Below are 18766 nucleotides of genomic sequence, written 5' to 3' on the forward strand. Positions count from 1 at the left end.
CCCGAATCCCGTCAGCGCTACCGTGCCAGAACGTCCTGATACAATTCGGCATATTGCGCCGCGATAACTGGCGCAGCGTAGCTCTGCTCGGCGTGACGCCGTGCAGCGGCCGACATTGCCAGACCAGCCTCTGAGTTTCTGCTTTCAAGGATTGCCCCGATACCTTCCGCAAGATTCGCTTCGTCGAAAGGGCGCGCCAGATGGCCCACTTGCGGATCCGGCACAAGGTCGGTCAGACCGCCGATAGCAAACCCCGCGATCGGCACACCGCAGGCTAAGGCTTCGACCCCGGTATTGGGCAGGTTATCCTGGCGTGAGGGCAAGGCGAAAACATCTGCCGCCGAATAAATCCGCTGCAACTGAGCTGTGTCGTTGACGGGCCCGGTGAAATGAACGGGAAAAGGGAACCCGTCGCTCTGCCCCTCGCTACCGAAAACAATCGCATGCAGGTCCGGAAACCGGGCATGGACGCGCATCATCGCCTCTTTGAGATAAGTAAACCCCTTGCGCGGGTCGCCATCGCCTCCCATGGCACCGAAGACAACCATCGGCGCATCATGCGGAAGGTTCAATCCGCTCCGTGCTGCCGCCTTGTCCAACGGGCGCCACAGATCGGTGTCGATGGCGTTGGGGATGCAACGGACCGGCCAGTCCCGCATCAAGGCGCTTTCGCGGACGCAACTCGCCAGCCAATTGCTGGGGCAAACGATCTGGAACGGGGAAATCCAGTGACGCCGTTTGCGCGTCCAGACCCACCGGTTGATATCGAACCCTCTTTGCGTCGAGTCAGCGTAGCCACTGCGCCATCCCTCCGCTTCGGTGTAATGCTCGGCCCCGCAAAACGCCCACATGTCATGCAGCGTCCAGACCACCGGGCGCCGAATCCGGCCGATCTCGGGGATAGAGATCATGTCGGAATTGACCCAATGGAGATGGGTTATCTGCGGCGCTTGACGGTTGAGGTGATCTGCCAGACCCGAGCGCGCCACCGCCAGCGAGGCGAGCCCCGCCACCTGCGTCGCGGCATATTTCTTGCGTAGATGCCGCGCCCATTCCCGCTGCAATGTACGACGCAGAGATTTGGAACGGCGAAACGGCGCGATATGTTCGGCTTGCGGCCCCTCGACAACGGTCATCTGCGACGCAAGTCCCTGACCAAGACAAGCCAGATGCAGCCGATGCGCCGCGATCGCGGCTCCACCGCCAGTGCTTCCGTAGCTGACATGATTGATTGGTAGCATGGCCATATCCCGATCCGTGTCGCATAGGGTACTCAGTTCGTCCTACCGTATCTGATGGACTTCGGGACGGTTGAAAAGTAACTAAATCAAGGTTTCGCTTTGGATCGAGTTCCCATGTCCGATTTCTGGAAAAAACTGCGTAAAGAGGCGTATATGACATTCGCCCGTCCTGTCGCCAAGCGCCTTCCCAATACCGATTGGGGTGACCGGGCCGCCTACCGCCACGGGTTTTACACCCGACACGGCCGCTGGCCCGGCAACCGTATGCTGTTCAACGATGTGTTGTTCCGCATCAAATCAGGACCGGAGATTGTCAGCCCAGAGCGCACCTTTACGTCGGACAAGGAATTCGTGAAGACCTATGTCGCAGGTATTGCGGGCAACGCCTACAACGTACCAACTCTCGCGATCTTGCGGACTGCAGAAGATGTCGAAACCTTCGATGTTCCCGAACCTTGCGTTATCAAACCTACACATGGCTGCGGCAGCGTAACGATCCTGAAGGACGGGGCCGAACCGGATCGAGCTGCGCTCGCCAATCAGCTGACAGAGAACTACTATTTTGTCGCCCGCGAACGGAATTACAGGCAGCTCAAGGGAAAACTGATTGTCGAGCCGCTGCTCTTTGCCGGGCAAGATGTGAACGACTACAAAGTGTTTTGCTGGAAGGGACAGGCTCGTTGCATCCTTTATGTCAATGACAGGAACCGAAGCTTTTATCGACACCTGTTTGATACTGACTGGAATTTGCTGCCGGTTGAATTGTCTCCGTTCGACATGAAAAGACCCATCCCGCCCCGCCCCAAGGCGCTGGAGGAGATGCTGTCCGTGGCCGAGCAGCTATCAAAGCCCTTTGGGTTTGTCAGGGTCGATTTCTATCTCGATCAGGATCGGGTGCTGGTGGGTGAGATCACCCATTGCCACCAGGGCGGCAACGAGAAGTTCCGTTCACTGCAGGATGAAATGGCTCTGTCGAGATTGATCTGGGGCACGATCTGATCAGCGCTTCAGAAATCGCCCAAGCTTGCGTTTGAGTTTGGTCAGTTTCGATGGGCGGTACATGTAATGCGTGCGCAATTGTTCCAGCGCCTCCGTGTCTTCCTCAATAACAGTTGGCAAAAGCGGCGCGAAGTCCTGGTTCAGTCCGCCCTGTCGGCGGGCGTTCCAGGGTGAAGCATGGGTGCCAGACCCATCGAAGCCGATGTTTTCGGCATAGGAATGATACGGAGCAAGACATAGGCCCTGATGGCGAAAGATTGTCGCGTACCAGAACACGGCCCAGGTTTTCATATCGCCGCGGGCATTGCCCTCGACCTGCGCCCAGAAATTCTCGGCCCCATTCAGATTGAACCGATGGATGTCCTGCGCGGTGAAGCTATCCATCAGGCCCAGTGGGTCGCGTTCAAAATGCTGCCAGCGATCGGCCCAACTGGCCCAGCCCCAGCAACTCATGAAACGCCAGAGATGCGCACCTGGACGATCATGATTCGCTGCAATCGCTTCGCTATAGCCCGAGATGTGCCAGACGCGGTTCTCTTGCCGATATCGCTGAAGCGCCAGATTCATATAGCTGAGAAAGGCGGGTGAGGTGACGATGTCGTCTTCTAGCACGATTGCCCGGCCCCGCGCCTGCATCGTCTCGGTCACGCCGTCCTGGATTGAGACCGCAAGCCCGGCGTTCTCCTCGCGATGCCGCAAATCTATGCTGGCAAAACCAGTTTGTGCCGTGATGACATCTGCGACCTGATTGACCAAATCCACATCCTCGTCGTCCCGCGGGCCGTCAAGATAGGCAATCAGATCCGTTGCTTCGGCCAGTGGCGACGCGGCCAGCGCAGCCAGCGTGCGGCGCGTGTGATCCGGTCGGTTGAAGGCAAATAGGCAAACGGCTGCGGGATCGGTACAATCGGCCATAATTTCGGACACGCGACTGGATCCCTTCTATTTCGCCATCGCTCTGCGAGGCGGATCAACATCCAAATGCCGAGTATCGAGACCCGGAATGACAAAGGCCCGACCCGTTTACGGGCGGGCCTTTACTGGATGCGACGGGTCACACCAAAAATCAATGCAGCTTTGTGCCTACATCAGAGATCGCGTTGTCGATCAGCTTGTTGGCCTCGGCGGCTGTCATCTGCTTGGCGATCACATCGCTTGCAGCCGCAACCGCAACGGTGATGGCCTGATCGCGAACTTCCTTGACGGCAGAGGCTTCGGCCGATGCGATCTGGTCCTGCGCAGCCGCAAGGCGGCGGGCGATGGATTGCTCCAGATCTGCCTTAGCCTGCTCGGCGGCCAGCGAGGCATCTTCCTTGGCAGCAGCCACGATGGCATCCGCCTGGCCCTGCACTTCTTTCTGCTTGCGCTCATAGGATGCCAGCAGCGTCTGGGCCTCTTCGCGCAGGGCGCGGGCCTCATCCAATTCCGACTGAATGCCTTCGGCGCGGGTGTCCAGGGCTCCGCCGATCATCGAGGGGACCTTGAAATAGAACAGCACGCCGATGAACACGAGGAAGGCCAGCAACACGACAAAGTCGGTATTGCCCAGCGAGAAGAACGGCCCGCTGGCGGCAAATGCGGGGCTGGCGATACCAGCGGTCAGGACAAGAGCGATGATATTGCGCATGACGCTTATCCTTTCATCCGGGTCTGAACGGCGCCCGTGACGGCCTTGGCATCTGCCTTGCCACCCAATGCAGTGACCAGTTCGCCCGCCGTATCGGTGGCGACGGCCTGAATGCTTTCCAGCGCACCGGCGCGGATTTCGGCGATTGCCTTTTCCGACTCGGCGGCCTTGGCTGCGATCTCGGCATCGGCCTTGGCGATTGCCTCGTCCAGCCCAACCTGAATCTCGGCGCGGGTTTCAGCGGCGATGCGCTGCGCCTCGGCACGGGCATCGGCCAGCGCCTTGTTATAGGCCTCTTCCGCCTCGACGGCCTTGGCCTTGAGATCTTCGGCGGCAGCCAGATCGTTGGTGATGGTCCCCTGACGCTCGGCCAGGATTGCCCCGATACGGGGCAGCGCCACGCGCGACAGGACCAGATAGATCACGACAAGCGTGACCAGCAGCCAGAAAATCTGGTTCGGGAATGTTTCAAATGCCAGCTGCGGCATGCCCGGAGCGCTGTCAGCGGCGGCATGTGCCGCATCCGCTGCGCCGTGGCTTGCGTCTTGGGTCTGAGTTGCCATGTCGTACTCCGAGGAAACGTGAACTTACACCGGGCAGTATCGCGAGTGTCGCGCCCTGCCCGGCCGTAAGGATATGTGTTTCGCGGGGTCTTAGACGGCGAACATCAGCAGCAGGGCGACCAGGAATGCAAAGATGCCCAGTGCTTCTGCAAACGCGATACCGATGAAGAGGGTCGCGGTCTGGCTGGCGGCTGCCGAAGGGTTGCGCAGAGCGCCAGACAGGAAGCTGCCTGCCACGTTGCCCACACCGATTGCGGCTGCGCCGGAACCGATTGCTGCCAGGCCTGCGCCGATGTGCGAGAGTTCGCCTTCCATGAGAGTTCTCCTTACGATTTGGAAGTTGCGAATTTGGGGTATCGGACCTTAATGCGAGGGATGCAGCGCATCTTTCAGATACACACAGGTCAGAATGGTAAAGACATAGGCCTGGATGAAGGACACGAGGACCTCCAGACCATACATGGCGGTGATCGCCAGAACCGAGACCGGCGAGATCACGGCAATTGCGGCAAAGCCCGCAAACACCTTGATCACCGCATGGCCCGCCATCACGTTACCAGCCAGACGAATGGAGTGGCTGACAGGGCGGACGAAATAGGAAATCAGCTCGATGATCGCCAGAACCGGGCGCAACGCCAGCGGCGCGCTGGAAACCCAGAACAGGCCCAGAAACGCGGTACCGTTCTTGACGAAGCCCAGCACGGTCACGGTGATGAAGACCATCAGAGCCAGCACTGCTGTCACGGCGAAATGCGAGGTGGGAGTAAAGGCCGTCGGGATCATGCCGAGGAAGTTGGCGCAGACGATGAACATGAACAGCGTCATGATATAGGGGAAGAATTTCACCCCTTCCTTGCCGCAGATATCCTCAACCATCTTGTAGATGAAGCCATAGGCCAGTTCCGCGATGGACTGGCTGCGGCCGGGTACGATGGCGCGTTTCGAGGTGCTCAGCACCAGGATTGCGATCACGGCGAGAATGGCGAAACTCAACCACAGAGTCATGTTGGTGGGGGTGTACCAAGCAACGGTGTCACCGCCAAAGAGCGGCTTTACGATGAACTGATCCATCGGGTGGAAAACCAGGCCACCCTCTTCTGCGCCGTGTGCGTCGCTTGCCACGTCTAGTCCCTCTCGTCTCTCTTGGCCTCAGCAGCCAATTTCTTGTCCTGGACCTCCTGCGCGCTGCGCATCATCGTCTTGATGCCACCCGCCAGGCCCAACATTGTAAACAGCACCAGGAAAATCGGGATCGTTCCCAGCAGGTAATCCAACCCGTATCCGATGCCAAAGCCGATCACGATGCCGGCCGTCAATTCGATGACCATCCGCCAGGCCAACTCGCCCTGGGAAAAGTCCTTGTCGCTTCGGGGCGCAGGCTCCTGCACCTTTTTCGCCGCTGATATCCGCGCCTCAAGCTGCGACAGTCGCTGCTTTTGGTCGTCCTCAGTCAACGGTTTTGCCCCTTGTCGTCTTGGCCATGGTGCTAAGGGGGGATGGGCAGAGAGTCAACGACGGATATGACGCACTCTGATGCACGCTAACTATTTGTTTTAAAACGAATATAGATATCGGACGATCCGCAATCTAGGGGCCGAACAGGCCAGGGAACCAGGATTTGCCATCTTTGGCCATATTCAACCTTTTGGTTGATTTTCATCCCTGCCCGCTTTCATCAACCAGCGGATGAGGCGCCCATCGATCAGCGCGAGACCCCCGAAAATCGCGACCATGCCAAGCAGATGTTCCGGCAACAACCGTTCGCCCAGAACCCATGTGCCCAGGATCAGCGCCGAGATTGGTGCAATGAACGTGACCGTCGAGATGTTTGTCGGCCCGACCTTGGGCAGGACCCAGTAAAAGGTAATGAAGGCTGCAGCGGTCAGAACAATCCCGATAAAGGCCAGCGAGGCCCAAGTCTCGGCTCTGGTGATGACCGGAATGCCCTCGGCCCATAGCGCGAGAGGCGCGATGGCTATCGTCGCGCCGGTCAGCGCCAGCGCCGTCAGCACCACCGGCTGCAAGTCGCGAAACGCCCGCGCGATATTGACCGAGAAGGCATAGCAGAGCGGTGCGCAGACCGTTATCAGGATCGCCCAGAACTCGGATGAGGCGCCGCGGCCCAGCACCGGCAGAGACAATAAGACGATGCCCGCAAACCCGCAGATGACCCCGAGCGTCTTCATCAGCGTCGCCCGTTCGCTGCCCGGCCAGAAATGCGATACGATCACCGTAAAAGCCGGGGTCGTGGCGTTGACGATCCCCGCCACGCCAGACGCGATATGCTGCTGGCCCAACGCATAAAACGCAAACGGCCCGGCATAGCTGAGCGCGCCAAAGCCCAGCAGTGCAAGGGCCCGCCGCCAACCAAGGCGCACCGGTTTGCGCGCACCGATCACATAGACCCAGCACCCCAGCGCGCCCAGCCCGACCCGGCCCATCGACACCGACAGAGGCCCCAACTCGCGCAGCAGAATGGCATTGAACATGAAGGACATGCCCCAGCCGATGCCCAGGACGAAGATCACGATCCAGTATTTCAGTGCCATCTTCGCCCCTCTTCCCCCGCGCACCTTGGAGGGTGCACGCGATTTGTCAAACCGCTTTCGCCACATTAGGAAGGGCGCATGTCCGACCAGCTCGACACCGTTTTCTCGGCGCTTGCCGACCCGACCCGCCGCGCCATCCTCGCCATGCTGTTAGAGGATGACATGGCGGTGACCGACGTGGCCGAGCCGTTCGAGATGTCGCTGGCCGCGATCTCAAAACATCTGGGCATCCTGACCCGCGCCGGTCTGGTCGCGCAGGAAAAGCGCGGGCGGGTCAAATGGTGCAAGCTGCAACCCGACGCGATGCGCGAAGCGTCGGTCTGGATGCAGGGCTTCGGCCAGTTCGAACCGGTGCATCTGGACGCGTTCGAGCGGTTTCTGGAGCGGGAACTGGCCCAGTCGGACAGCGACGGGCCATCTGGCAGTTAACCTTCCTGCGAGAACTCAACGCCCAGGATCACGCCGGTCGGATCAGCGGCGCAGGTCCAGGGGGCCACGGCCCCGGCCACCTCGACAGTGGTCAGCGTACCGCTCGGCACATCCGTGGTCGAGATCGCCTTGACCGCGCCCGGCTGCACATTGGCCTCCGCCGCAACCAGCGCCTCGCAGCTATCCTGCAGGATCGTATGATCATCGCCGCCGGATGCCCCGCCACCGCAGGCCGCCAGCATTGCAAGCCCCAGCATCAGCCCTATTGCCTCAATCCGCATCTCACTGCCCTCATTGTTTGCCTGCGGCCACATTTGCACGGCGCGCGCCAGCGGCGAACCCCTATTCGGGCGACCGTCGCGATATCACCTGCACAGGCTCTTCATCCTTCAGCAGCAGGATCAGCGCAACGACGGTCAGGGCGACCCCGCCCAGCACCAGAAGCGGCGGCGCGCCACGCCCTTGGGCAAGCTCCCACAGCAGGACCCAGCTGGGCGTCAGATAGGTATAGGCCATGACCTTGGCGGCTGGCAGGCGCAGCGCGGCATATTGGGTCAGCACAAAGCTGGTACCGGTCGAAAACACCGCCAGATAGAGGATCGTCCACCACGCAAAGGGGCGCAGAGCCTGCCAATCCATCGCCCTTAGATCTGACCATGCCACGAGAAACAACAACATCGTCGCGGCCACCAGCATGCCAAACGTGAAAACTATGGCCGGTTCACCCCGATTCAGCCTGCGTATCATCGGCGTGTAGACCGCATGCGCGATACAGCCCCAGAAATAGATCACCTCGCCCCGACCGATATCGAAACTCATCATCGCGTGCAGGTCTGCGCGGAAGATGACCCAAAGCGCGCCCGCGCCTCCGATCGCAAGCGCCAGCGCCATTCTTGGGGTCGTGACCTGACGCAGCAAAACCCACCCGACGACGCCCGAGATCACCGGCGTCAGGGTAAAAACCGCCGCCGCACTGACCGGCTTGGCGGTCTTCAGCCCTTCGAACATCAGCACGAAATAGACCGCCATCAACCCGCCAAGGACCACATAGCGCCAAGGCGCCTGCGCCGCCGCACGCGTCAGCCCGCCCATGCGCCAGACAAGCAGCCCGATCAGCACGGTTGCGATAGCGAACCGGACGGCGTTCAGGGCTGCGGGCTCAATCTCATTGGCAATCTGCGCACCCAGCGAGAAGCTTCCCGCAACCAGCGCCGAGAAGGTGAGCATCGCAAGATGCCCGCGTTGCGCTGGGGTCAGGGGCACCAGTTGGTGGCCTCCGACTTGAGGAACGTGAGAAAGGCCTGCACCTTGGTGGTGCGATGCAAATCCACATGGGTGACGAGCCACAGCTTGCCTGCCCAGTCCGGCAGCGGGTCCATCACTTCGACCAGTTCCGCGTGGCGCACCGCTTCCCACCGCGCCATGAAGCCGATGCCCGCCCCGGCAATCACCGCCTCCTGCATGGTGAAGCCATTGGTGCAGCGAAACGAGATCCGATCCACCGTGATTTGTTCCCGCAGCCAGCGCGAAAAGGGCGCGCGGCTGTTTTCATCGTCGGTGGCGACAAAGAAATGCTCTGCGAACTCCGAGATGCTGCCGGGTTTGCCGTGGCGCGAGATATACTCCTTGCTGGCATAAAGTCCGATATCCTGGCTGAGAAAGGGCTGCACCACGTTGTCCGGCTGATCCGGCGCAGCACCGGCGCGGATCGCCACATGCGCCTCGCCATATTCCAGCCGGAACAGCCGGTCCCCGGTCAGGTACCGCACGATCAGGCCCGGATGCGCCTGCTGGAACCGGGTCAGCGTGGGCACAAGCATCGGTGCCAGCGACGACAGCGAGGTCACCACCAGCTCGCCCGAGACATCGTCGCCCTGTCCCTTCAGGCGTCCGACCAACTGGCTGAACTGATCGTCGGTGGCTTGTGCGACCCGCAGCAGGTCCTCACCGGATTCGGTGGGCGTGTAGCCGCGCGCATGGCGTTGAAACAGCTTGACGCCCAGCCGGGCCTCGATCGCGTCGATATGGCGGATGACCGTCGCGTGATGGACACCCAGAACCTCGGCCGCGCCGCTTACCGTTCCCATTCGGGCGACCTGATAGGCCGTCCTGACCTCGTCCCAGTTATCCATCTTCCGGCTCATGTGCAAATTCTAACAATACCTGTTGATTTTCCACAGTTGCGTTCGAATTTGCAATGCCCAATCTCATCCCCACACCCAGTTCTCTTTCCAAAGGCCACAGACATGACCCAGACCATCCTACATATCGATGCCTCCGCCCGCCTGCAAAACTCGACAACTCGCGACCTGTCGGACCGGATCGTCCGTGCGCTTGGCGCAAGCGGGATCATCCGCCGCGATCTGGCAACGCCCCTGCCGCTGATCACCGAAACCTGGGTCGAGGCGAATTTCACGCCCGCCGAAAACCGCGACGCCCTGCAGCGCGATGTTCTGTCGCTGTCGGACGCGCTGGTCGATGAACTGCAACGTGCCGACACCATCGTGATCGGGCTGCCGATCTACAATTTCTCCGTTCCTGCCGCGTTCAAGGCCTGGCTCGACCTGATCGCGCGCGCCGGGTTGACGTTCAAATATACCGAAAACGGTCCCGTTGGCCTGCTGGAAGGCAAACGTGCCGTGCTGGCTGTTGCCTCGGGCGGCACGGAGGTGGGGTCGGATATCGATTTCGCCACCGGCTACACACGCCATGTGCTGGGCTTTGTGGGCATCAAAGATGTCGACATCATCGCCGCTGACCAAATGGCCGTGAATGCCGATGCTGCGCTGGCCAATGCCTATCAGGCGATCGAGACCCTCGCCGCCTGACCGCCTCGTCGTCGCCACTCACGGCAGGACGGGGCGGGTTTTCGGCTGGAAATCCGCCCCGTCAGAGCACAGAGTCGCCCCGATGACCGCATCGGAGGAGACAGGCTCATGAAAAAGATCGGGATCGTTGGCGGCGTCGGATGGGCCTCGACCGTGGATTACTACCGAGCGCTCTGCCAGGGTGCGGGCCGGTTCTTTGCCGCGCGGGGGGCAGGATCGCCCCTGCCGGTGCCGCCGATGAGCATCGAATCCGTCACCCAAGCCAAAACCCGCGCCCTGCGCGGTGTGCCCGACGACGAGGCAAGCTGGGCCGGGTTTGACGCGGTGTTCCGCGAGGCGCTGTACAATCTGGAACGCGTGGGCTGCGATTTCGCCCTGATCGCCAGCAACACGCCGCATGCACGACTGCATGCCATCCGCGAAGGTGTGACCATCCCGATCCTCAGCATTTTCAACGCCGCCGCACAGGCCACCACGGCAACCGGCGCGCAATCTGCGCTGGTATTGGGCACCACCGTCACCATGCAGGCGCGCGACTATGCAGAGACGCTTTCGGGCCATGGTATCGCGGCCAATGACACGCTGCCCGAACCCGAGATTGCCGAGATGCAGGCCATGATCGATGAAGATTTCTATGGCGGCGCTTCGGACTCTGCCCGGCAACGCCTCCTGGACTATTGCAATCGCCATGCCGCACCCGGCGCCGCGATCCTGCTGGCCTGCACGGAACTGCCGCTGGCCTACCCCGATCATCTGGATGATGTGAGCTTTCAGGCCGACGGGCACCTCTTCGTGAACCCCTCCGCCGCCCATGTGGCTGCCGCGCTGGATCTGGCGTTGGAGGAGGAGCAAGCCGTCGGTTAGGGCAGCCAGTTGACCTCGCAGCCCACGCGCTCAAAGAAGGCAATCGCATCGGCGCGGGGCATCGTCACGGTCCGGTCATTGACCAGCGGGTGCATGTTGATCACATCCGCCTCTTGCGCCGACTGGTCGAGAAAAAACCGCACGCCCTTGCCGACCCCGGTGATCATCGCCAACGGGCTGACAGCACCGGGACGGATGCCCAGATTTTCCATCAACCGCTCAGGTGATCCAAACGACAGATTGCCCACACCCAGCTCTGCGCCCAGCGCCTTGAGGTCGATCTCCCGGTCCTGCTGCAGCGTCACCAGATAATTCCGCTTCTTACGATCTCGCAGATAGAGGTTCTTGACCCGCAGCGACGCTTCACCCGGCACCAGCAAATCATCTTCGACCGATTTTGCATCTTCCACCGTGCGCAACGGTACATGTTCGTGCAGGCGATAGCTCAGCCCCCAGTCATCCAGCTGCGCCAGAAGCGCATCGGACGAAATCGGCAAACTGTCCTGAAAGGCGGATGAGGCGTCCATGAATCTGCTCCTTTGACGACGTGTCGCTCTTGAAACGAATTGGCGTCAGAGGCAAGAGCGCCACGAATTCCCCCGGCCTGAGTTGACAATCAAAGGCACCTCTAGTATCGCCCCTCCAAACATCCGGAAGCGTCAAACCTTCCGGTCCTTTCTTGATGAAGGGATCGCCCCCCACCAGCGAGTTTCGCCCGTGGGGGCAAATCTATTTGGATTGCCCCCACGACAATAAGCGTGCGGGGGCAATTGTGCATTTAACCGGTGTTTCTTATCTGAGACGCACCACGTGACAACCGGCGAAGGAGGCCGAGGCATGTTTGAAAATCTATCCGAACGCCTCTCAGGCGTCTTTGATCGTCTGACCAAGCAGGGTGCCCTGTCCGAAGAGGATGTGAAGGCCGCCCTGCGCGAGGTGCGCGTCGCGCTGCTTGAGGCGGATGTTTCGCTGCCCGTGGCGCGCGAGTTCGTCAAAAAGGTGCAGGACAAGGCCACAGGCCAGGCAGTGACCAAATCGGTCACGCCGGGCCAGCAGGTCGTCAAGATCGTGCATGACGCGCTGGTCGATGTGCTGCGCGGCGAAGACGACCCCGGCACGCTTAAAATCGACAGCCCACCTGCCCCGATCCTGATGGTCGGGTTGCAAGGTGGTGGTAAGACCACCACCACCGGTAAGCTCGCCAAGCGTTTGACGGAGAAAGAAGGCAAGAAGGTCCTGATGGCCTCGCTTGACGTCTATCGCCCGGCGGCGATGGATCAGCTCAAGGTGCTGGGCACCCAGATCGGCGTTGATACGCTGCCTATCGTGCCTGGCCAGAAACCGGTCGACATCGCAAAGCGCGCCAAACAGCAGGCGGCGCTCGGGGGTTACGACGTCTATATGCTCGACACGGCCGGTCGCTTGCAGATCGACGAAGTGCTGATGCAGGAGGTCGAGGATGTCCGCGACGTGGTCAGCCCGCGCGAGACCCTGCTGGTGGTCGATGGCCTGACCGGTCAGGTCGCCGTTGAGGTGGCCGAGGAATTCGACGCCAAGATCGGTATCTCGGGCGTGGTCCTGACCCGGATGGATGGCGACGGGCGCGGTGGTGCGGCGCTGTCCATGCGCGCGGTCACCGGCAAGCCGATCCGTTTCGTGGGCTTGGGCGAGAAGATGGACGCGCTGGAAACCTTCGAGCCGGACCGGATCGCGGGCCGTATCCTGGGCATGGGCGACATCGTGGCGCTGGTCGAGAAGGCGCAGGAAACGCTCGAAATCGAGCAGACCGAGCGCATGATGAAGCGCATGATGAAAGGTCAGTTCAACATGAACGACCTGAAGATGCAGCTGGAACAGATGATCCAGATGGGCGGCATGCAGGGCGTCATGGGCATGATGCCGGGCATGAACAAGATGTCCAAGCAGATGGACGAGGCAGGCCTTGATGACAAGGTGCTGCGCCGCCAGATCGCGCTGATCCAGTCGATGACCAAGCGCGAACGCGCCAATCCCCAGCTTTTGCAGGCCAGCCGCAAGAAACGCATCGCGGCAGGCTCGGGGCTTGAGGTCAGCGACCTCAACAAGCTGCTCAAGATGCACCGGCAGATGTCGGACATGATGAAGAAGATGGGGAAGATGGGCAAAGGCAAGATGCTGAAACAGGCCATGAAAGGCATGTTCGGCAAGGGCGGCCCCAACCCCGAAGACATGGCCGCAGGCATGGACCCCAAGGCGCTGGAACAGGCGGCCAAGGCGATGGGTGGCAAGATGCCCGGCGGTCTGCCCGGCATGGGTGGCGGCATGGGCCTGCCTCCCGGCCTGAGCGGGTTCGGCAAGAAGAAATAACGATGACCGTCGCCCCCACCATACCCACCGAGCGGCTTGTGCTGCGCCCCCATGTGCTGGCGGATGTTGCGCCGCTGCATGCGGTGCTGGCCAGCCCGCGTGCGCGGTTCATGGGGGGGCCGTTCTCAGCCAAGGACAGCTGGTTCATGATCGCAGCCGAAGCGGGTGCGTGGTCCCTGCAGGGCCACGGCAGCTGGGGGATCGAACGGCGCAGCGACGGGGCCTTTCTGGGTCAGGTCGGCATCAACCAACCGGCGCATTACCCCGAGCTCGAAATCGGCTGGGTGCTCTTGGATGGGTTCGAAGGTGAGGGCTATGTGACCGAAGCCGCGCGCGCGGCGCTGGACTGGGCCTGGGCCGCCCTGCCCGCCCGAACCATCGTCAGCTACATCACTCCGGGCAATGACCGGTCCATCAGCGTTGCCCGGAGACTGGGCGCGGTCGAAGACCCCGCCGCAGCGCTGCCCACCGGAGAGATCCCGGCGGAAACCATCGTTTACCGCCACCACGCGGCCCGCGCGGAGATGCGCGCATGACCACCGTGACCATTCCCACGCTTGAGACCGAGCGTCTGACCCTGCGCGCTCCGAAAATGTCGGATTTCGAGGCCTATGCGGCGTTCTGCGGTTCGGACCGGTCAGCAGGCGTTGGTGGTCCTTTCACGCGGGTCCAGGCGTTGGACCGGCTGTCGGCCTTGATCGGCCAATGGCATTTGCGCGGCTATGGGCGCTGGATGATCGCGGATAACGCAAGTGACGAACCCTTGGGTGTGGCGGGCCTGTTTTACCGTGAAGATTGGCCAGAACCCGAGATTGCGTGGTCAGTCTTTGCCAGTGCCGAAGGCCGCGGCATCGCAACTGAAGCTGCGCTGGCCAGCCGTACCTATGCCTACGATGTTCTTGGATGGGAAACCGTCATCAGTTGCATGATGTCAGATAATGCCCGTTCGGTGGCTGTGGCGAAACGGATGGGCGCACGTCCGGAAGCGCCCATTCAGCATCCCCTGTTCGGCGAAATGCAGGTCTGGCGCCATCTCTCGCCCGATCAGATCGAAAACGGCGGGATGGAGGCGTATGCATGAGCCGATTTCATTCCGATATCCCCACGCTGGAGACCGAGCGTCTGGTGCTGCGGCGACCCGCTGCGCGTGACGTTCCCGCGCTGACAGCCTTCTATCGCTCCGAGCGGTCGCAATATTCAGGCGGGCATGTGCCACATGCGCGCGCATGGTCGAATGCTGCGGCAATGCTGGGCCATTGGGAGGTGCGCGGCTATGGGCTATGGGCTGTTACCGAGAAAGGCGAGGACACTGCGCTCGGATTGGTCGGCCCTTACTTTCCCGATGGCCGCCCCGAAACCGAACTTGGCTGGGTACTCTTTGAAGAGGCCGAAGGCAAAGGCATCGCCTTTGAGGCGGCACGCGCCGCGCGCGATCATGCCCGCAACCATTTGGGATGGACCGAGATCGTCAGCTATATTGATGACCGCAACGCGCGCTCGATCGCGCTGGCGGAACGTCTAGGCGCGACGCTGGACCCGGAAGCTCCGCAACCAACCCCCGACGATCCCTGCCTGGTCTTCCGTCACCCAGTCGTTGACGCGAACGGAGGTGCGGCATGAGCTTGATGATGTGCGAACTGCCCACCAAAGGTCCCGGCGCTATGCAGGCCCGGCAGTTGGCCGACCGGATTCCGATGTTGGAAACCCGCCGTCTGGTGCTGCGCGCGCCGCATATCAAGGATTTCCGCGCCTATGCCGATATCGCGCTCAGCGCGCGCGGATCACATCTGGGCTGCACGACCCGGGCCGAGGCCTGGTATGATTTTTCCAACATGGTCGCGGGCTGGCTGTTGCGCGGTCATGGGCTGTGGACCGTAACATCGCGGCAGGATGGAACGTTGCTGGGCTTTGTTCTGCTCGGGTTCGAACCGGGCGATGAAGAACCAGAGCTGGGCTTCATGCTGACCGAAGACGCCGAGGGCCATGGATACGCCGCAGAGGCGGCGGAAGCCGCCCGCGCCTATGGGTTCGAGCATATGCGCCTACCCTCATTGGTCAGCTATATCGATGCGGGCAATGACAAATCCATAGCGCTGGCCGAACGCATCGGCGCCTTTGCCGATGGCGAACTGGCCTATGCAGGCGACCCCGCCCCGTCGATCGTCTATCGCCACCCGAAACCGGAGACGGCGTGATGCACCACCAAACAGCCCGACACTGCGAAAGGATCCTCCCGTGACTGATCCCGTCAGCCGCGCCGCGGAACTGCTCAAGGAACACCGCGAAAGCATCGACCGGCTCGATGCAATCCTCGTCTATACGCTGGGCGAGCGGTTCAAGCACACCCAGGCCGTGGGCCGCCTCAAGGCGCAGCACGACCTGCCCCCGTCCGATCCAAACCGCGAAGCGGCGCAGATCGAGCGGCTCGAACAATTGGCCAAAGAAGCCGATCTGGACCCCGACTTTGCCCGGGCCTTTCTGAATTTCATCATTCAGGAAGTCATCCGGCACCATAAGAAACAACAGGAATAACACCGAATTGGGCGGGGTTTACCCGCCAAATACCCTCAGATGCACACCTTTGGTGTGACAGCCATTCAAAGGAGATAACACAATGGCAATGAAGATCCGTCTGGCCCGTGGTGGCTCGAAAAAACGCCCCTTCTACCGCATCGTGGCTGCTGACAGCCGCATGCCGCGCGATGGCCGTTTCATCGAGAAACTGGGCACTTACAACCCGCTGCTGCCGAAAGACAGCGAAGAGCGCGTGAAGATGAACATGGAGCGTATCCAGTACTGGCTGGATCAGGGCGCCCAGCCCACCGACCGGATCGCACGCATGCTGGAAGCAGCCGGCAGCCGCGACAAGGCCGAGCGCAACAACCCGCAGAAAGGTGCCCCCGGCAAGAAAGCCCAGGAGCGCGCGGAAGAGAAAGCCGCTAAAGCTGCTGAAGCCGCGGCCGCACCGGCAGAAGAAGCCGCTGCTCAAGAATAAGGGAGAGGTGCGTGCGGGATCTGAGCTTCAACGAGGATTTCCGCACGCAGCTTGACCTGTTGATGCGGCTCCGGCGCGACGTACGCCGGTTTCACACCGACCCGGTGGACGAGGCAGTGCTGACGCGCTGCCTCTCTGCATTTTCGACGGCCCCCTCGGTGGGCCTGTCGGAACCCTGGCGCATCCTGCGCGTCGAAAGCGCGCAGGCCCGTGCCGCAGCGCTGGACAATTTCCGCGCCGCAAACCGCGACGCTCTGGCGGGATATTCCGGCAACGACGCCGAACTCTACAGCCAGTTGAAACTCTCGGGCATGCAGGACGCGCCGGTGCAACTGGCGGTGTTCTGCGATGACAGCACCGACAAGGGGCGCGGGTTGGGCGCAGGCACCATGCCCGAAATGCACCGCTATTCGGTGGCCTGTGCGATCACGCTTTTCTGGCTCACATTGCGCGCCGAGGGGCTGGGGCTGGGCTGGGTTTCGATCCTCGACCCCGCCCAACTCTGTCGCGACCTGAACGCGCCCGAAAGCTGGAGCCTGATCGGCTATTTTTGCATCGGCTGGCCTGAAGAGGTATCTGACAGCCCGGAACTGGAGCGCGCCGGCTGGGAAACCCGCACCACCGCGCCCCTGCTTGAAACGCGCTGAGGTCCCATGTTCGGATTGATCCGCCTGCCGCTGCTTTTGATGGTCGCCTTCGTGGCCGGTGTCCTTTATGAGCGCAACAACCAGCACACGGCCTGCGAGGAACGCGGCGACTGGCGTGATGGGTTATGTCTTGAAACGGGGCTGGCAAATGAGTGAACTGATCTGCGTAGGGGCCATTTCCGGCTCGTTCGGAGTGCGTGGCGAGGTTCGCCTGAAAAGCTTTTGCGCCATCCCCGAAGACATCGAGCAGTATTCGCCTCTGACCAACGAGGCAGGCGACAAGAGCTATTCGCTGACCCTGACCCGCGCTATCAAGAACGGTTTCGCCGCACGGTTGGGCGGGATCGAGACCAAGGAACAGGCCGATGCCGCACGCGGCCTGCGCCTGTTTGCGCGACGGGATCAACTGCCGTCGCTGCCCGATGACGAGTTCTACCACGCCGACCTGATCGGGCTTGAGGTCTATGACACTGGCGGCACGTTGCTGGGTAAGGTGAAATCGGTGCTGAATCACGGCGCGGCGGATTTGCTGGAAATCCACGGGCCCGGCCTGAAAGCCACTGTTTTGCTGCCCTTCACGCTTGCTGTCGTGCCCACCGTCGATCTGGCGCAGGGCCGCATCGTGGCGGACCCGCCGGACGGGTTATTCTGAACCCTCAGCCGCCAGCAGCGCATCCAGTCGCGCGGTCAGCCGGATGAGTTGCTGACGCTGATCGGGGCGCAGTTTGCCACCGGTTCGGGCCAATTTGCTCCATTCCGCGTACATCTGATGGGCGAAGAGGAAGACAAAAACCGGGTTCTCATGGGCGCGATGCCCATAGCCCTCTTCCAGTGCCTGCAAATCTGCCAGAGGCAGCCCCGCAAACCCCAGCGCCTCGTGATCCTGTGGATCAAACGACTCTCCGGCATTCAGCCAGAACCGGGCGAGATCACCGTAGCCATAACCCTGCCTGCGGCTGCGGAAATCGATCGCGGTCAGCCGGTCATCAGCGACGATCAGGTTGAGCAGATGGAAATCGCCATGGGTGCGGCACAGCTGCGCCGGGGCGCTGCGGCAGCGCCGCCCTGCGCGGTGCAGGTAGGCGCAGAGGCCCAGAAACCGCTTGGGTTTGGGCATTGCCAATGCACCTTGCCGGACTTTTGCCGCGCGTTCTGACAACCCGCCCAGAAAGCGGCCGGGCCGGAAGCCGCCAACCTGATCCATCCCGCCCCGATGCAGGGCTGCGGCATAGCGTCCGCACCAGCGCAGGATCGCGCTGCGATCACCAAGACCGAACCGCGCCCAGGACAGCGCCTTGCGACCACTATCGCCCGGCACGAAAGACTGGATCGACACGCCGCGCGCCGGATCGCGCCATACTATCTCTGGTACAGCGAGGTCCGGGAACGGGGCGAGTATGGTGCGGGCCCGATCCAGCGCCTCCAGATCACGTGCCAGCCGATCAGGGCGAAACCGGCCAAATTCACCTTTCAGAACAAGCGCTTTGGCATCCGGCCCGGTGACTTTGACAACCGCCACAGACCGGCTGGAATCCAGCTTGAGCGAGCGCATCGAAACCGGCCGCGCGGGCCAGCCTATTTCTGCCGCCACATCGCGCCACAACGCGACCGTCTCATCCTCCAACAGGGAAGGGCCGGCCGCAATGGGCCGGTTGATTTCTATCTGTTTCACTGCCGC

27 protein-coding genes are annotated in these 18766 nt (G+C 61.6%); 14 read left to right on the plus strand and 13 right to left on the minus strand.

Features of this window, described 5'->3' with window-relative positions; all coding sequences use genetic code 11:
* Nucleotides 1-17: 17 nt before the first annotated feature.
* Entirely contained in the window at nt 18-1241 is a 1224-nt protein-coding gene (locus tag AB1E34_RS00950) for a glycosyltransferase (protein ID WP_372570467.1), read from the minus strand.
* Nucleotides 1242-1355: 114 nt separating this feature from the next.
* On the opposite strand from AB1E34_RS00950, the gene AB1E34_RS00955 reads away from it, so the two are divergent.
* Entirely contained in the window at nt 1356-2240 is an 885-nt protein-coding gene (locus tag AB1E34_RS00955) for an ATP-grasp fold amidoligase family protein (RefSeq protein WP_372570468.1), read from the plus strand.
* On the opposite strand, the gene AB1E34_RS00960 is transcribed toward AB1E34_RS00955, so the two are convergent.
* The 7 genes from AB1E34_RS00960 to AB1E34_RS00990 all read right to left on the minus strand — a co-directional run bounded on the left by AB1E34_RS00960 (nt 2241) and on the right by AB1E34_RS00990 (nt 6979).
* Nucleotides 2241-3167, minus strand: coding sequence for a glycosyltransferase family protein (locus tag AB1E34_RS00960; RefSeq protein WP_372570469.1), 927 nt, complete (start codon nt 3165-3167; stop codon nt 2241-2243).
* Nucleotides 3168-3306: 139 nt separating this feature from the next.
* Nucleotides 3307-3867 carry a F0F1 ATP synthase subunit B gene (locus AB1E34_RS00965; protein WP_372570470.1) on the minus strand — a complete coding sequence of 187 codons (561 nt, stop codon included), beginning with the start codon at nt 3865-3867 and terminating at the stop codon, nt 3307-3309.
* A 5-nt stretch (nt 3868-3872) separates the two neighbouring features.
* Complete coding sequence (locus AB1E34_RS00970) at nt 3873-4430, minus strand: F0F1 ATP synthase subunit B' (RefSeq protein WP_372570471.1); 558 nt, start codon at nt 4428-4430, stop codon at nt 3873-3875.
* 90 nt (nt 4431-4520) lie between these two features.
* On the minus strand, nt 4521-4745 hold the full coding sequence (locus AB1E34_RS00975; protein WP_249710612.1) for a F0F1 ATP synthase subunit C: 225 nt from the start codon (nt 4743-4745) through the stop codon (nt 4521-4523).
* 48 nt (nt 4746-4793) lie between these two features.
* Nucleotides 4794-5501, minus strand: coding sequence for a F0F1 ATP synthase subunit A (locus tag AB1E34_RS00980; RefSeq protein ID WP_372570756.1), 708 nt, complete (start codon nt 5499-5501; stop codon nt 4794-4796).
* A 53-nt stretch (nt 5502-5554) separates the two neighbouring features.
* Entirely contained in the window at nt 5555-5884 is a 330-nt protein-coding gene (locus AB1E34_RS00985) for an AtpZ/AtpI family protein (protein WP_372570472.1), read from the minus strand.
* A 183-nt stretch (nt 5885-6067) separates the two neighbouring features.
* The gene (locus AB1E34_RS00990; RefSeq protein ID WP_372570473.1) at nt 6068-6979 is read right to left on the minus strand and encodes a DMT family transporter; all 912 of its coding nucleotides are present in this window, start codon (nt 6977-6979) and stop codon (nt 6068-6070) included.
* Between the two features lie 78 nt (nt 6980-7057).
* On the opposite strand from AB1E34_RS00990, the gene AB1E34_RS00995 reads away from it, so the two are divergent.
* A complete protein-coding gene (locus tag AB1E34_RS00995; protein ID WP_372570474.1) occupies nt 7058-7408 on the plus strand; it encodes an ArsR/SmtB family transcription factor in 351 nt (116 codons plus the stop codon).
* Here AB1E34_RS00995 and AB1E34_RS01000 read toward each other — a convergent pair.
* The 3 genes from AB1E34_RS01000 to AB1E34_RS01010 all read right to left on the minus strand — a co-directional run bounded on the left by AB1E34_RS01000 (nt 7405) and on the right by AB1E34_RS01010 (nt 9540).
* A complete protein-coding gene (locus tag AB1E34_RS01000) occupies nt 7405-7689 on the minus strand; it encodes a hypothetical protein (RefSeq protein WP_372570475.1) in 285 nt (94 codons plus the stop codon). The two genes, AB1E34_RS00995 and AB1E34_RS01000, sit on opposite strands and share 4 nt — an antisense overlap.
* A 61-nt stretch (nt 7690-7750) precedes the next feature.
* The gene (locus AB1E34_RS01005; RefSeq protein ID WP_372570757.1) at nt 7751-8665 is read right to left on the minus strand and encodes a DMT family transporter; all 915 of its coding nucleotides are present in this window, start codon (nt 8663-8665) and stop codon (nt 7751-7753) included.
* Nucleotides 8662-9540, minus strand: a complete 879-nt coding sequence (locus tag AB1E34_RS01010) for a LysR family transcriptional regulator (RefSeq protein WP_372570758.1) — start codon at nt 9538-9540, stop codon at nt 8662-8664. The genes AB1E34_RS01005 and AB1E34_RS01010 overlap by 4 nt, the downstream gene beginning before the upstream one ends.
* Nucleotides 9541-9654: 114 nt before the next feature.
* Here AB1E34_RS01010 and AB1E34_RS01015 point away from each other — a divergent pair, with 114 nt between their 5' ends.
* Entirely contained in the window at nt 9655-10236 is a 582-nt protein-coding gene (locus tag AB1E34_RS01015) for an FMN-dependent NADH-azoreductase (RefSeq protein WP_372570476.1), read from the plus strand.
* 108 nt (nt 10237-10344) lie between these two features.
* The gene (locus tag AB1E34_RS01020) at nt 10345-11100 is read left to right on the plus strand and encodes an aspartate/glutamate racemase family protein (protein ID WP_372570477.1); all 756 of its coding nucleotides are present in this window, start codon (nt 10345-10347) and stop codon (nt 11098-11100) included.
* Here AB1E34_RS01020 and AB1E34_RS01025 read toward each other — a convergent pair.
* Entirely contained in the window at nt 11097-11627 is a 531-nt protein-coding gene (locus AB1E34_RS01025; protein ID WP_372570478.1) for a prolyl-tRNA synthetase associated domain-containing protein, read from the minus strand. The genes AB1E34_RS01020 and AB1E34_RS01025 overlap by 4 nt on opposite strands.
* Before the next feature lie 310 nt (nt 11628-11937).
* Here AB1E34_RS01025 and ffh point away from each other — a divergent pair, with 310 nt between their 5' ends.
* From ffh to rimM, 10 genes are all read left to right on the plus strand, one after another.
* Nucleotides 11938-13446, plus strand: coding sequence for a signal recognition particle protein (ffh, locus tag AB1E34_RS01030; protein WP_372570479.1), 1509 nt, complete (start codon nt 11938-11940; stop codon nt 13444-13446).
* Between the two features lie 2 nt (nt 13447-13448).
* A complete protein-coding gene (locus AB1E34_RS01035; protein WP_372570480.1) occupies nt 13449-13982 on the plus strand; it encodes a GNAT family N-acetyltransferase in 534 nt (177 codons plus the stop codon).
* Nucleotides 13979-14527 carry a GNAT family N-acetyltransferase gene (locus tag AB1E34_RS01040; RefSeq protein WP_372570481.1) on the plus strand — a complete coding sequence of 183 codons (549 nt, stop codon included), beginning with the start codon at nt 13979-13981 and terminating at the stop codon, nt 14525-14527. Before AB1E34_RS01035 ends, AB1E34_RS01040 begins: the two co-directional genes overlap by 4 nt.
* Nucleotides 14524-15066, plus strand: a complete 543-nt coding sequence (locus AB1E34_RS01045) for a GNAT family N-acetyltransferase (RefSeq protein ID WP_372570482.1) — start codon at nt 14524-14526, stop codon at nt 15064-15066. Before AB1E34_RS01040 ends, AB1E34_RS01045 begins: the two co-directional genes overlap by 4 nt.
* A complete protein-coding gene (locus AB1E34_RS01050; protein ID WP_372570483.1) occupies nt 15063-15641 on the plus strand; it encodes a GNAT family N-acetyltransferase in 579 nt (192 codons plus the stop codon). The genes AB1E34_RS01045 and AB1E34_RS01050 overlap by 4 nt, the downstream gene beginning before the upstream one ends.
* A gap of 40 nt (nt 15642-15681) precedes the next feature.
* Nucleotides 15682-15978 (plus strand): chorismate mutase, encoded by a 297-nt coding sequence (locus AB1E34_RS01055; RefSeq protein WP_372570484.1) that lies wholly within the window; start codon nt 15682-15684, stop codon nt 15976-15978.
* Between the two features lie 82 nt (nt 15979-16060).
* Nucleotides 16061-16441, plus strand: coding sequence for a 30S ribosomal protein S16 (gene rpsP / locus AB1E34_RS01060; RefSeq protein WP_372570485.1), 381 nt, complete (start codon nt 16061-16063; stop codon nt 16439-16441).
* Nucleotides 16442-16452: 11 nt separating this feature from the next.
* Complete coding sequence (bluB, locus tag AB1E34_RS01065; RefSeq protein ID WP_372570486.1) at nt 16453-17088, plus strand: 5,6-dimethylbenzimidazole synthase; 636 nt, start codon at nt 16453-16455, stop codon at nt 17086-17088.
* A gap of 6 nt (nt 17089-17094) precedes the next feature.
* Complete coding sequence (locus tag AB1E34_RS01070) at nt 17095-17244, plus strand: hypothetical protein (protein WP_372570487.1); 150 nt, start codon at nt 17095-17097, stop codon at nt 17242-17244.
* Nucleotides 17237-17740 (plus strand): ribosome maturation factor RimM, encoded by a 504-nt coding sequence (gene rimM / locus AB1E34_RS01075; protein ID WP_372570488.1) that lies wholly within the window; start codon nt 17237-17239, stop codon nt 17738-17740. Before AB1E34_RS01070 ends, rimM begins: the two co-directional genes overlap by 8 nt.
* Here the strand turns inward: rimM and AB1E34_RS01080 are convergent.
* The gene (locus tag AB1E34_RS01080) at nt 17732-18760 is read right to left on the minus strand and encodes an aminoglycoside phosphotransferase family protein (protein ID WP_372570489.1); all 1029 of its coding nucleotides are present in this window, start codon (nt 18758-18760) and stop codon (nt 17732-17734) included. The two genes, rimM and AB1E34_RS01080, sit on opposite strands and share 9 nt — an antisense overlap.
* Nucleotides 18761-18766: the final 6 nt, after the last annotated feature.

Source organism: Ruegeria jejuensis (assembly GCF_041537905.1).
Classification (GTDB): Bacteria; Pseudomonadota; Alphaproteobacteria; order Rhodobacterales; family Rhodobacteraceae; genus Ruegeria_C.

Bases quoted from the DNA above. Each gene is read 5' to 3' on its own strand.
- AB1E34_RS00950 (WP_372570467.1), bottom strand. From the start codon at position 1,241: ATGCTACCAATCAATCATGTCAGCTACGGAAGCACTGGCGGTGGAGCC.
- AB1E34_RS00955 (WP_372570468.1), top strand. From the start codon at position 1,356: ATGTCCGATTTCTGGAAAAAACTGCGTAAAGAGGCGTATATGACATTC.
- AB1E34_RS00965 (WP_372570470.1), bottom strand. From the start codon at position 3,867: ATGCGCAATATCATCGCTCTTGTCCTGACCGCTGGTATCGCCAGCCCC.
- AB1E34_RS00970 (WP_372570471.1), bottom strand. From the start codon at position 4,430: ATGGCAACTCAGACCCAAGACGCAAGCCACGGCGCAGCGGATGCGGCA.
- AB1E34_RS00975 (WP_249710612.1), bottom strand. From the start codon at position 4,745: ATGGAAGGCGAACTCTCGCACATCGGCGCAGGCCTGGCAGCAATCGGT.
- AB1E34_RS00980 (WP_372570756.1), bottom strand. From the start codon at position 5,501: ATGGATCAGTTCATCGTAAAGCCGCTCTTTGGCGGTGACACCGTTGCT.
- AB1E34_RS00990 (WP_372570473.1), bottom strand. From the start codon at position 6,979: ATGGCACTGAAATACTGGATCGTGATCTTCGTCCTGGGCATCGGCTGG.
- AB1E34_RS00995 (WP_372570474.1), top strand. From the start codon at position 7,058: ATGTCCGACCAGCTCGACACCGTTTTCTCGGCGCTTGCCGACCCGACC.
- AB1E34_RS01000 (WP_372570475.1), bottom strand. From the start codon at position 7,689: ATGCGGATTGAGGCAATAGGGCTGATGCTGGGGCTTGCAATGCTGGCG.
- AB1E34_RS01010 (WP_372570758.1), bottom strand. From the start codon at position 9,540: ATGGATAACTGGGACGAGGTCAGGACGGCCTATCAGGTCGCCCGAATG.
- AB1E34_RS01015 (WP_372570476.1), top strand. From the start codon at position 9,655: ATGACCCAGACCATCCTACATATCGATGCCTCCGCCCGCCTGCAAAAC.
- AB1E34_RS01020 (WP_372570477.1), top strand. From the start codon at position 10,345: ATGAAAAAGATCGGGATCGTTGGCGGCGTCGGATGGGCCTCGACCGTG.
- AB1E34_RS01025 (WP_372570478.1), bottom strand. From the start codon at position 11,627: ATGGACGCCTCATCCGCCTTTCAGGACAGTTTGCCGATTTCGTCCGAT.
- ffh (WP_372570479.1), top strand. From the start codon at position 11,938: ATGTTTGAAAATCTATCCGAACGCCTCTCAGGCGTCTTTGATCGTCTG.
- AB1E34_RS01035 (WP_372570480.1), top strand. From the start codon at position 13,449: ATGACCGTCGCCCCCACCATACCCACCGAGCGGCTTGTGCTGCGCCCC.
- AB1E34_RS01040 (WP_372570481.1), top strand. From the start codon at position 13,979: ATGACCACCGTGACCATTCCCACGCTTGAGACCGAGCGTCTGACCCTG.
- AB1E34_RS01045 (WP_372570482.1), top strand. From the start codon at position 14,524: ATGAGCCGATTTCATTCCGATATCCCCACGCTGGAGACCGAGCGTCTG.
- AB1E34_RS01050 (WP_372570483.1), top strand. From the start codon at position 15,063: ATGAGCTTGATGATGTGCGAACTGCCCACCAAAGGTCCCGGCGCTATG.
- rpsP (WP_372570485.1), top strand. From the start codon at position 16,061: ATGGCAATGAAGATCCGTCTGGCCCGTGGTGGCTCGAAAAAACGCCCC.
- AB1E34_RS01070 (WP_372570487.1), top strand. From the start codon at position 17,095: ATGTTCGGATTGATCCGCCTGCCGCTGCTTTTGATGGTCGCCTTCGTG.
- rimM (WP_372570488.1), top strand. From the start codon at position 17,237: ATGAGTGAACTGATCTGCGTAGGGGCCATTTCCGGCTCGTTCGGAGTG.